The organism is Paracoccus sp. (in: a-proteobacteria), from assembly GCF_046462195.1.
Lineage (GTDB): Bacteria > Pseudomonadota > Alphaproteobacteria > Rhodobacterales > Rhodobacteraceae > Paracoccus.
The window spans coordinates 1-14,366 of sequence record NZ_JBKGUN010000007.1 but is presented as its reverse complement, the minus strand read 5'-3'; the positions used below and the strand labels follow the sequence as shown (position 1 = coordinate 14,366).

Annotated in this window: 11 protein-coding genes; 8 read left to right on the top strand and 3 right to left on the bottom strand. The window is 64.1% G+C overall.

All coding sequences use genetic code 11. The features are described from left to right. Positions 1 to 1,275: 1,275 nt before the first annotated feature. The 4 genes from ACLHHB_RS00340 (at position 1,276) to ACLHHB_RS00325 (ending at position 5,182) form a co-directional block, all read left to right on the top strand. Positions 1,276 to 1,566, top strand: a complete 291-nt coding sequence (locus ACLHHB_RS00340; RefSeq protein ID WP_410216282.1) for a hypothetical protein — start codon at positions 1,276 to 1,278, stop codon at positions 1,564 to 1,566. Between the two features lie 133 nt (positions 1,567 to 1,699). Further along, positions 1,700 to 2,200: a ferritin-like domain-containing protein gene (locus ACLHHB_RS00335; protein WP_410216281.1), complete on the top strand. Its 501-nt coding sequence runs from the start codon at positions 1,700 to 1,702 to the stop codon at positions 2,198 to 2,200. A 143-nt stretch (positions 2,201 to 2,343) separates the two neighbouring features. Then, positions 2,344 to 3,243, top strand: a complete 900-nt coding sequence (locus ACLHHB_RS00330; RefSeq protein ID WP_410216280.1) for a patatin-like phospholipase family protein — start codon at positions 2,344 to 2,346, stop codon at positions 3,241 to 3,243. A gap of 295 nt (positions 3,244 to 3,538) precedes the next feature. After that, the gene (locus ACLHHB_RS00325; protein ID WP_410216279.1) at positions 3,539 to 5,182 is read left to right on the top strand and encodes a Na/Pi cotransporter family protein; all 1,644 of its coding nucleotides are present in this window, start codon (positions 3,539 to 3,541) and stop codon (positions 5,180 to 5,182) included. Positions 5,183 to 5,197: 15 nt separating this feature from the next. On the opposite strand, the gene ACLHHB_RS00320 is transcribed toward ACLHHB_RS00325, so the two are convergent. After that, a complete protein-coding gene (locus tag ACLHHB_RS00320; protein ID WP_410216278.1) occupies positions 5,198 to 5,962 on the bottom strand; it encodes a DUF2243 domain-containing protein in 765 nt (254 codons plus the stop codon). Between the two features lie 166 nt (positions 5,963 to 6,128). Here ACLHHB_RS00320 and ACLHHB_RS00315 point away from each other — a divergent pair, with 166 nt between their 5' ends. Then, a complete protein-coding gene (locus tag ACLHHB_RS00315; protein WP_410216305.1) occupies positions 6,129 to 6,896 on the top strand; it encodes a 3-hydroxyacyl-CoA dehydrogenase in 768 nt (255 codons plus the stop codon). Positions 6,897 to 6,908: 12 nt separating this feature from the next. After that, positions 6,909 to 8,090, top strand: coding sequence for an acetyl-CoA C-acyltransferase (locus ACLHHB_RS00310; protein ID WP_410216277.1), 1,182 nt, complete (start codon positions 6,909 to 6,911; stop codon positions 8,088 to 8,090). Positions 8,091 to 8,102: 12 nt separating this feature from the next. Here ACLHHB_RS00310 and ACLHHB_RS00305 read toward each other — a convergent pair whose 3' ends face one another. Then, positions 8,103 to 9,671, bottom strand: coding sequence for a hypothetical protein (locus ACLHHB_RS00305; protein ID WP_410216276.1), 1,569 nt, complete (start codon positions 9,669 to 9,671; stop codon positions 8,103 to 8,105). Beyond that, positions 9,658 to 11,961, bottom strand: a complete 2,304-nt coding sequence (gene glf / locus ACLHHB_RS00300) for a UDP-galactopyranose mutase (protein WP_410216275.1) — start codon at positions 11,959 to 11,961, stop codon at positions 9,658 to 9,660. Before glf ends, ACLHHB_RS00305 begins: the two co-directional genes overlap by 14 nt. Before the next feature lie 319 nt (positions 11,962 to 12,280). On the opposite strand from glf, the gene ACLHHB_RS00295 reads away from it, so the two are divergent. Beyond that, positions 12,281 to 12,739 carry a (2Fe-2S)-binding protein gene (locus ACLHHB_RS00295; protein WP_410216274.1) on the top strand — a complete coding sequence of 153 codons (459 nt, stop codon included), beginning with the start codon at positions 12,281 to 12,283 and terminating at the stop codon, positions 12,737 to 12,739. Then, positions 12,736 to 14,366: molybdopterin cofactor-binding domain-containing protein (locus ACLHHB_RS00290; RefSeq protein ID WP_410216273.1), on the top strand; the 1,631-nt coding region annotated here is incomplete at its 3' end. The genes ACLHHB_RS00295 and ACLHHB_RS00290, both read left to right, overlap by 4 nt.

Below are 14,366 nucleotides of genomic sequence, written 5' to 3'. Positions count from 1 at the left end.
TTCGAAAGGAAGCTTGCCGCTCAGGGCTCAGGTGAGCTGTCTTGGCAGTAACCACGCCAAGCTTTTGCGTCTCTGCTTCCAATCTCGTTCATGCGCGACATGTGGGACTGGAAAAAATGCAAAGCTGGACGATTGGCCCTCTTGCCGGGAAGGGGACAGCATGGCCCCTGTCATGACGATGGTGAAAATTGGCAAGGGCAGCCATTCAGCAGGCGCATATCCACCCCTTCGGCTGCCAATGTCGCAATGCCTGCGGCAGGGTGCATGACGCCCCATAGGCCCTGCCAGCGCGGAGTTATGCCACGGCAGCATCAACATGAGGCTCGGCTGGCAGACAACGAGTGGGCCTGTTTGGCAGTGGGTGATCAGAAAAGATCGGCAGGACCAGCGCTCTTTTTGCCGCCGCGTTCATTCTGGCTGAACGGTATTGTTCATTGCAACTCCGGAAAGGTCTTTGAGCGTCCTGTGCTTTCCCCGGCACGGCACGATGTCGAAAATCTTCGGTAATCAGTGCGTAGATCCCTGGTCAAGACTTCCTTCAATCCGTTTTGTCCGCGCGCTAGGAGTGTGGGATGCGTCCTATCCCTCTTGCTGCTCCGAAACGGGTGGTTTGGGCGACGCAAGATACTGGCTTCGGTTTATCCATGGGGATTCCAAAGTCAGGCAGCGATGATATCGTTGCGTGCATGATGCAGCGCCATGCGCGTCAGGCAGCGGCGGGTGTGACTTCAGGCGCGAGCCGCTGTTCCGGAGGGGTAGTCCGGTGCTCCGGTTCTTCCATCGACATATGCGAGAGGGTCGGTGCTGGCCAGGGACGGTGGACGACGAAGCGCGTGCGGGCACTTGAAAAGGACAGGGGCAGTGTTGCTCAATCGATAAGAGCGGTCCGTATCCTTCGGCCTGCTGAGCGACTGGTTGTGACAAAAAGGCAAGAACAGGCGCGACACCTGCGAGAAATTTCATCGAGGGAGCCTTGAACACTGGATGGACGGGCGCAGAAGGGTGTTCAGGCGCCGCCACTGCCGGCGCCAAGCCGGTTTGACAGCAACGGGATCCCTTGTCTCTGGGTCCGGCCTTTGATGGAAACGACATGCAGGATCCGTCTGCGGCTCAACCGCCTCCGACAAGGCTCGGCTGTTCCGTCACGAGGGCCGCCCCTGTTCCTGCCTCCTTTTGCAAGACCTGCGCACAGGCCTAGGTCGGTACGCCCTCTCTACGGGAACAACAACCGGACCCATCGGTTGAACAATACCTGCCCTTGATGGAAGTGACGCCATGACACAGGACAACAAGACCACCACCGGGGCCAATGACCGCCCCAAGGATGCCAGCATCGCTCAGACCGGGCCGGGCCTGCCGGACGACAGCAGCATGCCGGTTGACGCCGATGATCAGCAGTTGGAGGCCATGCGCGCATCGCTCGGGCTTGGGGAGGGCGATCCGTCCGACCGCAGCCCGGCGCGCCAGAAGGACCGGCAGCGCGACCAGCCCGACAACAACCCCGGCCCGGTCGAAGGTGCCGAGGAGATCAACGGCGCCAAGGCGGATGACGACACCTATGACTGAGGCCGGGACCGCTGTCCCGACCTTGCACACATTCCGTAGGTGAATGGTTCCCCTTTGCCCGGCCGGCGGGCCGGGCAAAGGGGTCAAAACTTTACAGCCTGCAAATACAAGAACCCCAGACAGGAGCATCACGATGGCTGAGAAGACCCTGGACACGCTGTTTCACGAAACCCTGAAGGATATCTATTACGCCGAGCGCAAGATCGCGACCGCCCTTCGCAAGATGGCCCGTGCGGCACAGAACCCGGACCTCAAGGCTTCGTTCGAAACGCATGAACAGGAGACGCAGGCTCAGTACGAGCGCCTGCAGGACGTGTTCGAGATGATCGGCAAGCGGGCGCAGGGAAAGACCTGCGATGCGATCGAGGGCATCGTCAGCGAGGCGCAGGAGATCATGGACGAGTTCAAGGGCAGCCCGGCCTTGGACGCGGGGCTTCTGGCTGCGGCGCAGGCGGTCGAGCATTACGAGATCAGCCGCTATGGCACCCTGAAAAGCTGGGCCACGCAATTGGGCATGGACGATGCCGTCAGCCTGCTAGACCAGACCTTGCAGGAAGAGGTCGCCACTGACGAGAAGCTGACCAAGCTTGCCGAAGCTGTTGTCAACGCGGCCGCAGAGGGCGGCCCGCAATAGCGTCCGGACCTTCAACGGCAGTATCGGAGAATGCATCGGCCTCTGGCATCGCCAAGGGCCGATGATGCCGATGCCGGGCGGGGCTGTTCATCACCTTGAGGGGGCGACCTGTCGGGGCAATCGGCAAGGAAAAGGGTTTGAAGATGGATCACTGGTTGTGTTTTTCGGGCGGAAATTCCCTCGGCGCTTTTCATGCCGGAGCCTGGGCCGCCGTCGAAAATGCGCGGCTGAAGGTCACGCGGCTGGCGGGGGCCTCGATCGGTTCGGTCATGGCGGCACTGATCGCGGGCAACCCACCCCATCGGCGGCAGGAGGCGCTGAGCGAATTTCTGGTCGCCATCGCGCAAAGACCGTTCCACTGGAACAGCATGACCCGGCGCAGCGCCGTGGCCCAAACCCTTTTGTCCGGCAACCCCACGATGTTCACACCGTCGTTTCCGGGTCTTTCCGAGATCTTTCCGGCGGCACCTCCCGATGCCTCGGCCTTTCTGCGCCGGCCCATGCGCCGCCTTCTGGAAGACAGGATCGACTTTGACCGTTTGAACGGCGGAGAGTTCGAGCTGACGATCACCGCCCTTGATGCCGAAACCGGAGAGGTGGTGCGCTTCAGGACCGGCGAAACCCGTCTGACCGTGGATCACCTGATGGCCAGCACCGCATTGCCGGTGATTTTTCGTCCGGTGGAGGTGGAGGGACGCTGGTTCCTTGATCCGGGTCTGGCAGAGAACCTGCCCCTGCCGGCCCTGCTGGACCGCGAAGACCCGGCCCGAATACTGGCCTTTGACCTGTACGGCCTCCAGGGTTGCTTTGCCCCTTCGCTGAACAGCGTGGCCCACCGGGCGCAGGAGCTGATGTTCGCATCGCAGTCGCGGCATGTTCTGGAGAAGGGCGATCTGAAGGGCCGGCCCCTGCTCCATATCGTGCTGCGGGACGAGGACGATGATTTCGTGGGAAAGGCCTTCGACTACAGTCTCCAGTCGCTTCGCCATTGGCAGGATATCGGGCAGCAGATCACGAAGAATGCGCTGGACAGGGCGGATTGAGCACGCCCTTCCGGGTCAGAAGGCGTTATCACGTGGTGCACGGCAACCCATCTGGCCGTGCCCCGTTTGCCGACAGATGAAGCAAATCCGCCCGACGGTCGGGGAATGTCTTGCCTGGGGATGCGGAACAAGGTCAGATCAAGGCATGCCTGTCGGTCCCGGATGATAGGGCCCAGACATGCATCCGAAGGAGCGGGCATGTCAGGTTAATATTTGCTGTCTGCCGGCACATACGGCTGTTTCGCGGTTTTCGTTGGTGCTGCCCGATCGGCTGGCGGGGCAGAGGAGATCCTGAATGAGTTCTGTTGATGTTGCCCTGCAGATCGCCGGTTCCGTCGCATTGCTGCTCTTCGGATTGTCGCTGATCCGCAGCGGCATGGACGAGGCCTTTGGTCTGCGCATGAAGATGATCCTCGGTTTCGGCACACAGACCGGACTGCGGGCCTTTGTGTCGGGTCTCATAGCGACCCTTGGTCTGCAGTCGTCGACCGCGACGGCCCTTCTGACGGCCTCCTTTGTCAAGCGCGACCTGATCGGCGGCCGGATGGCGCAGATCATTCTTCTGGGGGCCAATGTCGGAACGGCGCTGACGGCCGTGATCATTTCGGCCGGCATCAGTGCCTTTGCGCCCGTTCTTGTGCTGGCAGGCTATGTCCTGCGCCGCCGCCAGAGCGCAACCGCAAGAGGCGGCGGGGCGGCGCTGATCGGGATTGGGCTGATGCTGATCTCTCTGGTGCTTCTGGAGGAAGCGACAGCGCCGATCCGCCAGTCGGCGGCTCTTGCGGCCTTTCTGCCGCTGCTGGAAAACGCGGCCCTTGCGGCCTTTGCTTTGTCGGCCGTGATCGCGGTGCTGTGTTCGTCCTCGCTGGCGGCGGTGCTGCTGGTGGCGTCGCTGGCGCTTCCGCCGGGGCTGACGGTAATCATGGTTCTCGGCGCCAATCTGGGCGGAGCGATTCCTCCGGTTCTGGCGACCATGGCTGATGGTGCGCCGGCACGCCGGCTGACGGCGGGAAACCTGGCGGCAAGGGGCCTGGGCTGCCTTCTGGCCTTTCCCTTTGCCACCCAGATCGGGACAGTGCTGCAAAAGGTGCCCTTTGGGCAGATCGGATTTACGGTCGAAACCCATCTGGCCTTTAACCTGGTTCTGGCCCTGCTGATCTGGCCCCTGGTCGGCCTGGTGACCGCAGCCGTGGCCTGGCTGCTTCCCGAGGACGAGGTGACCGGGATCGAGCAAAGCCGCTGGCTGGATGACGACCAGCTGGAAACGCCGCTTCTGGCCCTGACCGGCGCCAGCCGCGAGGTTCTGGCAATCGGTGACATGGCCGAGCGCATGATGTCGCAAACGCTGACAGCCTTTCGCAGCAACGACACCAGCCCTCTGGCCGAGGTGACCGAACTGGAAGGCCGCATCGACCGCCGCCAGCAAGAGGTCAAGAACTACCTGTCACGCCTGGGGAACGCGGCAACCGAGGAAGAGCGTCGCCGCACGATCAGCATTCTCGACTATGTGATCAACCTCGAGCATGTGGGCGACATCATCGACAAGGGCCTGTGCCCCGCGGTCCGCACCAAGATCGGCCTGAACCTGCGCTTCTCGGACGAAGGGTATCACGAGCTGGAGGGGCTGTTCCTGATGACGCAGGAAAACCTGCGCATGGCCCAAACGGTGTTCATGACCGGCGACCGGGAAATGGCCCGCCAACTGGTCGAGCTAAAGGTCAGGATCCGTCATCTGGAAAAGCAGTCTTCGCAGCGCCACCTGATCCGCCTGCGCGAAGGGCGCAGCGATACGCGGGAAACCTCCTCGCTGCATCTGGACATCCTGCGCGATCTCAAGCGGATCAACGCCCACGCCGTTTCGGTCGCTTATCCGATTCTGGACGAAGAAGGCCTCCTGATCGAAAGCCGGCTGCGTTCAGGGGACGGCGCAGCCGGATGACGCATGGGCGGCCGGTCAGGCATGCAGCCGGCTGAAGGCGAAACAGCCGGGCGGCATGCCCGAGCCGGTGACCATCAGCGCGCCGTGGCGGTAAAAGGCCCAGCTGTTCCGGCGTGGAACCTGCAAAAGGGCGACTCCGGCCGCCGGGTCCGCCCAGACGATCCGGGCCCCGGTGGCGGCCAGACTGGCCTCCACCTGTTCGGCCGTGGTGGAGGCGCGGAAGATCACGGCAGACAGCGGCATGTCCGGGGGTGTTCTCAGCGCCCACGCGCCCGTTCCGATCGTCAGCACACCCAGAAGAAGCGTCATCCTGCCCGCATGGGCGCTGCCGGAGCCGTTGTCTTGCCCCCGCAACAGGGTCACCGCGAGGAGGATGGGAACGATGCCAAAGGCCGCAAGCCAGATCAGGTCCCACAGCAGCGGGTTGGGGCTGTCATCCCGGATCCGGTGAATGCCCAGCAGCCAGTGCGACAGGACGTTGTCCAGGATGTGCCACAGGCCAAAGCCAATCAGGACAGAAGCGGCCAAGGCACGTCCCCGCAGCGGCTGCGTTCCGCGATGGGCCCGCCACAGGCCAAACAGGCCAACTGCGGCCAGAACGTACATCAGGCCATGGAACAGCCCGTCCCACAGGATCTGGCTGCGGATGTCGGTCATGCCGGGCACCAGGCTGAGCAGGTGGTGCCATTGCAGGATCTGGTGCAGCAGGATGCCGTCGAAGAAACCGCCCAGGCCAATGCCCAGAACGATGCCCGGTCCGATCACACGTCCTGCCGCCATGCCACTCATCCTTTGCGCGTTCCGTATCAACCGGCACCGGCTGCGGTTGTTCCCGTGCCATTCCTTCATTGCCTGACCGGTTGTTTCCTCTAATCTCCGCGGCGGGAGAAGGTCCGGAAGGCTGTCTGTGCAAGGGCAGGTCCCGGACGATGAGGGAGGGGATATGGTGAATCTGTCGGAAGCCGTCTTTCTGGTGACGGGCGCAGCGTCCGGTCTGGGGGCTGCGGTCGCACGCATGGCGGCACAGGCCGGGGCAAAGGTGGCGTTGTTCGACCTGAATGCCGAGGCCGGAACCGCCCTGGCGCAGGAGCTTGGTCAGGGCGCGCGGTTCTATCCCGTCGACGTCACCAGTGCCACGCAGGCGTCGGAAGCCATCGCTGCACTGACCCGTGACCTGGGTCGGCTGGACGTGGCCGTGAACTGCGCGGGCGTGGCGCCGGGAGAGCGGATCCTGGGGCGTGAGGGTCCGCACGACCTTGAACGGTTTTCCCGGGCCGTCGGCATCAACCTGATGGGCACCTTCAACATCCTGCGTCTGGCGGCCGAAGTCATGGCGCAGAACAGTCCGGACACGAACGGGCAGCGCGGGGTGATCATCAACACGGCCTCGATTGCCGCCTTTGACGGGCAGATCGGGCAGGCGGCCTATGCGGCCTCGAAAGGGGGCGTCGCCGCCCTGACCCTGCCGGCCGCCCGCGAGCTGGCGCGGCACGGCATCCGCGTGATGACCATTGCGCCGGGCATCTTTGAAACGCCGATGATGGCCGGACTGCCGCAGGATGTGCAGGACAGCCTGGGCGCAACCGTACCCTTTCCGCCGCGGCTGGGCCGCCCGCCGGAATACGCGGCCCTGGTGCGCCATATCGTCGAGAACCCGATGCTGAACGGCGAGGTGATCCGGCTGGACGGTGCCTTGCGCATGGCTCCAAAATAGGAAGGACAGCGGATGACACAGGATCCGATCGTGATCGCGAGCGCGTTCCGCACCCCCATGGGCGGGTTTCAAGGCGCGCTGGCACCCATGGATGCCCCGGCCTTGGGCGCGGCGGCCATTCGTGCGGCTTTGGGCGACCTGCCGCCCGATGCGGTGGACGAGGTGCTGATCGGATGCGTCCTGCCAGCGGGGCAAGGGCAGGCCCCGGCACGGCAGGCGGCCTTGGGGGCGGGGCTGCCGGTCTCGGTGGGGGCCACCACGGTGAACAAGATGTGCGGATCGGGGATGAAGGCTGCGATGCTGGCCCATGACCTGATCGCGGCAGGCTCGGCCCGGATCATCGTGGCCGGCGGAATGGAGAGCATGTCGAACGCGCCCTATCTGCTGCCCAAGGCGCGGGGCGGCTATCGCATGGGTCATGGTGCGGTTCTGGATCACATGTTCCTGGACGGGCTGGAGGATGCCTATGACAAGGGCCGCCTGATGGGGACATTCGCCGAAGACTGCGCACAGGCCTATCAGTTCACGCGCGAGGCGCAGGATGCCTTTGCCATCGCTTCCTTGGAAAGGGCCAAGGCAGCCATCGGGTCCGGGGCCTTTGCCGCCGAGATCGTGGCCGTCAACGTGCCGGGACGCGGCAGCGCTACATGGGTCGAGGCGGATGAGCAGCCCGGCAAGGCGCGCATCGACAAGATCCCCGGCCTGAAACCCGCCTTTCGCGAGGGTGGCACCGTCACGGCCGCCAACAGTTCGTCCATATCGGATGGAGCGGCGGCGATGGTGATCCTGCGTGCCTCGGAGGCCGAGCGTCGGGGGCTGACCCCGCGGGCGCGCATCATGGGACATGCGACGCATGCCTGCCGTCCGGGTAATTTCCCCACGGCTCCCATCGGGGCGATCCGCAAGCTGCAAGAACGCTGCGACATCGCCCTGACGGACATCGACCTGTTCGAGATCAACGAGGCTTTTGCCGTCGTCGCCATGGCCGCGATGCAGGACCTGGGCCTGCCGCATGACGTGGTGAACGTGCATGGCGGAGCCTGTGCCTTGGGACATCCGATCGGGGCCTCGGGCGCGCGGGTGATGGTCACGCTGCTGGCCGCGCTGGAGCGTCACGACCAGCGCCGCGGCATCGCCTCGCTGTGCATCGGGGGCGGCGAGGCCACGGCCATTGCCATCGAACGACTGTCCTGACATCGTCAGGGCTCAGGCAGAAATCCTGGACCTTTTGGAGATGCTGTTGTCATCGCTCCAGACCCCCTCGATCAGCAGGTCAAGGAACAGATGCATGCTGTCGTCGGGGCCGGCCGCAGCGTCGGCGCGATGATCCAGGATCAGCAGGCCCTCTGGCGTCAGCCCCCGAAGCGACAACCCCGAGGCGTCGCTGTCGATGATGACACGTCCCATCCGGGGCGGCGGGCCTGCGGTTGTCGCCCGGATGTGCCGCTGCGCACAAAGCCGCACAAAGCGTTCGGTCCATTCGGGTGCCCCTTGCACGGACAACAGGACCGGTTGGGACGGACAGAACGGGCGCCACCAGTCGGACTGAGCCAGGATCGGGTGATCCAGGATCGAAGCACGCGCCAGTCTGGCAATGGCATGACCGAGAACGGTGCGCCGTGGAGGATCGAAACGGATGTCGAAAGCGCCCGGTTCGTACCGGCCGCGCCTTTCGCACAACAGCGAATCCCAGTCCATGCAGCCGAACAGCGACCATGGCGTGATGGCGCGCAGGGCGATTCCCTCAGCCCGGGCGGCACAGGCGGCGCGCCATGCCTCGTCCAGCCAGCGGAGCTGGCCTTCGGGCCGGGCGCCATTGTGAACCTCGGTCAGCGCGATCGGCAGGTCATAGCGGGCATAAACCTCGCGCAGGCGGGGCAGGAACCCGACCTGGTCGTGCAATTCGTGCAGGTGGACTGCCGCAACATCGGCATAAGTGTCACGTCCGTTGCCGCCATGGTGACTGGGGGGATGCCGCTCCAGATCCGGGTCAAGATAACGGTCACTGGTCAGGTACTGGTCGATCCCGATGACCTGCGGGGGGCAGGGATCAGCCTCCAGTCGGTCCAGGTCGCGCGGATCGACGCCCGCCTGCAACAGGCGGCGGTGGAACGGATGGTCGCTTGAAACCCGCCCGGTCAGCAGGTCCATGCCCAGAAAGCGCCGGTCGTTTTCGTAATCGGCCTGACAGGCCAGCGCAGGCGGCGCAAAGACACGGCCCAGATCCTCGGTCTGGATCAGTTCCGCTTCGGGGATATGGCGACGGATGCGCGCCATGGCCAGGGCCGTTGCCACGGCCGACGCGGTCACGGCGCGCAGGAAAGCGTCTTCGTCACGAAGATGAGGATGCCAATGACCATAAAGATAGGAAAAACGCGCCGTGGTGACCGGCTCGTTGATGGGAGTGAAGCGGCGAAGCCACGGGTAACGCAGCACGACCGCTTCGGCATGATCGGCCAAGGCTTCTTTGAAGCCGGGTTCCAACGGATGAAGGCCGTCGGGCCCGCTGCCGTGATGCAGAAAGCCCGCGATGAGGTCGATGCCCAGTTCGGCCAGCCTTGCCATCCGCGCGTCCTGCCAGGCGGGGGCCGCCTCGCGCCCCCACAGGACCGGATAGCGCAGCGTTTTCACCCCCAGTTCCGCGATCAGGTCCAGATCCCGAAGGCGCTGATGATGACCGGTCTCGTGCAGCTGATCACGGATCTCTCCGTTGATCAGGACATGGCTGCACTCGATCCCGCCCCAGATCTCGATCGGGGGTTCATTGCGGGGCATGTGCGGCTTCCCGCAGCACTGCCCGCATCTGCGGTGCCCTGCCCAGTTGGGCGTCGATCCGCTTGAAGGTCGCCAGTGCCTGACCCACCACCTGGTCCATGTTGTAATAACGGTAGGTGGCCAGACGGCCCACGAACCACACGTCCTTCACCTTGTCAGCCAGCGCCTGATACTGCTTGTAGAGGGCTTCGTTCTCGGGACGGGGAACGGGATAATAAGGATCACCCACGTCGGACGGATATTCATAGGTCAGACTGGTCTGTGGATTCTGCTGGCCCGTCAGGTGCTTGTATTCGGTGACGCGAGTGTAGTCCTCGGTCTGGGGAAAGTTCACGACGGCCACGGGCTGCGCCCATTCGACAGGCCTTGTCACATGCCTGAAGGTCAGGGACCGGTAGGGCAGCTTTCCCAGCCGGTGGTCGAAATATTCGTCAATGGGACCGGTAAAGATCATCCGCTTGTAGGTGATGCCGCGCAGGTCGCGAAAGTCTGTGTCCAGCTGGATGTCGATGTTGGGATGATCCAGCATCCGCTGGAACATCCGCGTATAGCCCTCGGCCGGCATCTTCTGGAAGCTGTCGCCGAAGTAACGGTCATCGCGGTTGGTCCGGGTGGGAATGCGGGCCGTGACGGCGCTGGCCAGTTCGGAAGGATCCATTCCCCATTGCTTGCGTGTATAGCCGCGGAAGAATTTTTCATAAAGATCGCGCCCGACGGTCGAAACGACCACGTCCTCGGAGGTTTGGACCCTGTCCACGGGTTCCCGCCGCTCGGCCAAGAACGCCTCCATCCCCTCGCTGTCCAGATCAAGACCATACAGCCGGTTGACCGTGTCGAGGTTGATCGGGATGGGAAGCAGTTGCCCATCGACCTGCGCCAGCACGCGGTGCTCGTAATCGCGCCATTCGGTGAATTGCGACAGATAATCGGCCACCGCCGGGGCGTTGGTGTGAAAGATGTGGGGGCCATACTGGTGGATCAGGATGCCTGCGTCATCCAGGTGGTCATAAGCGTTGCCGGCGACATGGGGCCGCCGGTCAATGACCAGCACACGCTCGCCGCGTTCGGCAGCCAGACGTTCGGCAAGGACGCTGCCCGCAAAGCCCGCGCCGACGACCAGCCAGTCATAGCTGCGGGCCGTGGGCTTTCGCGACTGGACCGGGGTCGCATGCTGCCGCCGCGCCTGCGCCATCAGAGCGGCCATCTCGGCCCAGGTACCATCCCATGAGGTGGTCTGCAGATGGGCCTCGACCTTTTGCAGCCACTCGGCGCCCGGCGGAAGCATTGCCTCCTGCAGGGCGGCAACCATGGTTTCACCGTCCGCTATGGCGACGATGCCGTTGTCGCCATAGCCGCGCACGACATCTGGCACCGCGGTCGACACCAGGCGCAGGCCCGCCGCCAAGAATTCCGGCGTCTTGGTGGGACTGATGAAGCGGGTCGATGCGTTGAGCGCAAAGGGCATCCAGCCCGCTGTCCAGTTGGAAAGGTAATCCGGAAGGTCGGCATAACCCTTGCCCCCCAGCCAGTGCAGGTTCGGAGCCTGCGGCAATTGGGCAGGATCGATCTTGACCACGGGGCCCAGCATCACGAACTGCACCTCCGGCATGGCCTGCGCCATGCGCCCCACCAGATCGGTATCCATACGTTCGTCGATGACACCGAAAAAGCCGATCCTGGGAAGGGGAATCGGCGCCTGATCGACCGGATCGGGACGCGGATCGCGCGCTGCGGCAAAATGCTGGCGGTCGACGCTGCTGGGAAACAGATGCACCGCAGGATGGCGCGGCGCCTTTGCCTCGTAGAGCGCCCGGCCTCCGGCAAAGACCAGATCCGCCCGGGCAAACAGCTCGTCTTCCGCTTCGGTCAGTTCGGGGGGCGCACCAAGAAAGGCCGAAAGCTCGTCCATGCAATCATAAATGCAAAGATCCGGCACCAGATGCCGGCTGAAACCAAGCGCCATGGGCGTGTAATACCATGTCACCAGCGGCAGCGGGGGCTGTCGGGACAGCCATTCGTCCAGCAACGCGCGCTGGGCGGCGACGGGATCGGGATGTCCTTCGGGCAGTACGGGCGTCAGGATCGTGACCCCGCTGGGGTCCCGGTGGCTGCGGTAAATGGGTGCGGGCACCGGCTCGTGCACGGGCTCTTCGACATAGAGGACGTCAGCGGTGGCTGCGGCGCGTGTCAGGAGGTGCTGCGGGCGCTGGAACACGAAATTCCACCGCAGATGCGAAAAGCACAGAAGACGACTGGCTGCCGGCATCGGCAGCGGAAGATTTTGTGTCATGGCATTTCCTGAAAACAAAGGCGGACCAATAAGCCTGTCGTCTTTTCCCCTTCGACGCCGTCCAAGAGGGTTCCTTGAATTGTTTCGCTCAACCGCCCCGGGCCATCTTATGTTCCCATGGTTCGGATGACGATCCCTGCATGCTTGCAATGGTGGCAGGATATGGCCGTTCAAGACAAGGAAATGCTGTTTTCAGCTTCAGGCGCACTGTCCAAAAAGACAGGAACAACCTCGCGGGTCAGGCGTTGCGCCGTCACGGTCAAGTGGGCCTGCCTGATCATGAGGCGGCAAGGCCCCCAACGGAAGCGAGGAAGCCACCATGATCACCCTCACCGTCAACGGGGAAGAGCGCAGTTTCGAGGGCGATCCCGAGATGCCGATCCTGTGGTATCTGCGGGACGAACTGGGACTGACAGGAACGAAATTCGGATGCGGCATCGCGCAATGCGGCGCATGTGTCATCCATCTGGACGGGGCGCCCACCTTTGCCTGCGTCACACCCATGGCAGTCGCCGAAGGGTCCGATCTCCGGACGATCGAAGGACTGTCGGCCGAGGGCGATCATCCGGTCCAGGTGGCCTGGCGCGACCTGAACGTGTCGCAATGCGGTTATTGCCAGGCCGGTCAGATCATGCAGGCGGCGGCGCTGGTGGATTCCACCCCCGACCTGACGGACGAGGACATCGATGCCGTGATGAGCGCGAACCTGTGCCGCTGCGGGACCTATCCCCGCATCCGCGCCGCGATCAAGCAGGCCGTTCAGGCGAGGACCGAATGATGCGCAACACCTCGATCACAAATGTCAGCCGCCGGTCCATCCTGATGGGCCTGGGGGCAAGCAGCCTCGTTCTGGCAGTGGGCCTGCCCCGGCGCGCCCGTGCGCAAGAGCAGGAATTGAAATTCGGCGCCGATGCGATGCCGAACGGCTGGCGCGACGATCCCAACGTCTTCATCTCGATCGCCGAGGACGGCATCGTCACGGTCACTGTCCATCGTTCCGAGATGGGGCAGGGCGTGCGCACGTCGATCGCCATGGTCGTCGCGGACGAGCTGGAGGCTGACTGGGATATGGTTCGGGTGACGCAGGCCCCCGGCGACGAGCCCCGCTATGGCAACCAGGATACCGACGGGTCGCGGAGCCTGCGGCATTTCTTCAACCCGATGCGCCATGCCGGTGCCGCTGCCCGGACCATGCTGGAACAGGCCGCAGCCGAGCAATGGGGCGTGCCGGTCGAAGAGGTCCGAACGGAAAACCATACCATCCGTCACGATGCGTCAAACCGCACCCTGTCCTTTGGCGAATTGGCCACGGCGGCATCGCAACTGCCTGTTCCCGATCGCGAAGGCCTGCGCCTGAAGGATCCGGCCACCTTCCGTTATGTCGGCAAGGGCGGCACGGGCCTTGTCGACAACATGGACATCACCACGGGCCACACGACCTATGGCATCGACGTGCGGCGCGAGGGCATGCTTTATGCCGTCATTGCCCGCCCGCCAGTCCTTGGTGGCCGCATCGCCAGTTTTGACGATACTGCCGCCTTGGAGGTGCCGGGGGTCGAGCGCGTGGTGGCCCTCGACAGCCCGCAACTGCCTTCCGAATTCCAGCCGCTGGGCGGCGTCGCGGTCATTGCGCGCAACACATGGGCCGCGATGCAAGGCCGCGCGGCCCTGACCATCGAATGGGAGGATGGCGAACACGGGTCCTATTCGTCAGAGGATTTCCGCACGCAGCTGGAGGAGGCCGCGCGTTCGACCGATGGCAAGCTGATCCTGAACCGGGGCGACGCGCTGACCGAACTGGCCAATGCCGCGCAAAAGGTCGAGGCGGAATATTACATCCCCCACCTTGCACAGGCCCCGATGGAGCCGCCCGCCGCCGTGGCGGAGATCCGCGACGGCAAGTGCGAGGTTTGGGCCTGCGTCCAGGCGCCCCAGGTGACGCGCCTGCGCCTGGCCGAAAAGCTGGGTTTGCCGCAGGAGGACATCACCGTGAACGTCACCCTGCTGGGCGGTGGCTTCGGCCGCAAGTCCAAGCCCGACTTCGTGCTGGAAGCCGCGCTCCTCAGCCGCGAGATGGACGGCACTCCGGTCAAGCTGACCTGGACGCGCGAGGACGACCTGCACCACAGCTATTTCCACACCGTCTCGGTCGAGCGGATGGAGGCCGCGCTGGACGACAGCGGCAAGCCCGTCGCCTGGCTGCACCGCACGGCGGCGCCCACCATCGGGTCGATCTTTGCGCCCGACCCGATGGAAAAGCTGCCCTTCGAACTGGGCATGGGTTTGACGAACATGCCGCTCGATATCCCGAACGTGCGGGCGGAAAACCCGCAGGCCCCGGCGCATACGCGGATCGGCTGGTATCGGTCGGTGTCGAACATCCCCCATGCCTTCGCGATCCAGTC

Excerpts from the sequence above, each read along its gene's own strand:
- ACLHHB_RS00340 (WP_410216282.1), top strand. The coding sequence starts at position 1,276 with ATGACACAGGACAACAAGACCACCACCGGGGCCAATGACCGCCCCAAG.
- ACLHHB_RS00335 (WP_410216281.1), top strand. The coding sequence starts at position 1,700 with ATGGCTGAGAAGACCCTGGACACGCTGTTTCACGAAACCCTGAAGGAT.
- ACLHHB_RS00330 (WP_410216280.1), top strand. The coding sequence starts at position 2,344 with ATGGATCACTGGTTGTGTTTTTCGGGCGGAAATTCCCTCGGCGCTTTT.
- ACLHHB_RS00325 (WP_410216279.1), top strand. The coding sequence starts at position 3,539 with ATGAGTTCTGTTGATGTTGCCCTGCAGATCGCCGGTTCCGTCGCATTG.
- ACLHHB_RS00320 (WP_410216278.1), bottom strand. The coding sequence starts at position 5,962 with ATGGCGGCAGGACGTGTGATCGGACCGGGCATCGTTCTGGGCATTGGC.
- ACLHHB_RS00310 (WP_410216277.1), top strand. The coding sequence starts at position 6,909 with ATGACACAGGATCCGATCGTGATCGCGAGCGCGTTCCGCACCCCCATG.
- ACLHHB_RS00305 (WP_410216276.1), bottom strand. The coding sequence starts at position 9,671 with ATGCCCCGCAATGAACCCCCGATCGAGATCTGGGGCGGGATCGAGTGC.
- glf (WP_410216275.1), bottom strand. The coding sequence starts at position 11,961 with ATGACACAAAATCTTCCGCTGCCGATGCCGGCAGCCAGTCGTCTTCTG.
- ACLHHB_RS00295 (WP_410216274.1), top strand. The coding sequence starts at position 12,281 with ATGATCACCCTCACCGTCAACGGGGAAGAGCGCAGTTTCGAGGGCGAT.